The 383-nt window shown below is 45.2% G+C and carries 1 protein-coding gene; it reads right to left on the reverse strand.

Annotation, left to right across the window (positions count from 1 at the left end; genetic code table 11):
• On the reverse strand, positions 1–362 hold a 362-nt coding region (locus NE664_15660), incomplete at its 3' end, for a hypothetical protein (GenBank protein MCQ4728070.1).
• Positions 363–383 lie beyond the last annotated feature (21 nt).

Genomic DNA, 383 nt, shown 5'->3' on the forward strand with positions numbered 1-383 from the left:
CTCCATCTCACCCGTTCATCACTCACATCATTATTTGCATCAATAACCGCCTGTATCGTGACCGGCTGCACTTCGGTTCCCTGTTCCAGTAGTCCGTTGATGTACCGGGCAATCAGCTTTCCTGCTTTATTTCGGATTTCTGTCGTCTTTACGGGATTCTTCCGATTACCGGTCCTGGTCTGTGTCACAGTAAAATGACAGACATCCGGCTGTACATCGACTGCTGCCGCTACTTTTTTATAGACTGCGTCTACCACGATATCTTCTTCCGGCATACGAAAGGTATAACAGTGACTGTCAGCAGAATACGCGATGTTTTTTTTGATTCCGTCTCCATCTATGTAATATGGAGTTCCGTTCATTTGAAATTTCTCTGTTTCTGT

The sequence above is a fragment of the Anaerotignum faecicola genome, from assembly GCA_024460105.1.
In the GTDB taxonomy this organism is placed as follows: domain Bacteria; phylum Bacillota; class Clostridia; order Lachnospirales; family Anaerotignaceae; genus JANFXS01.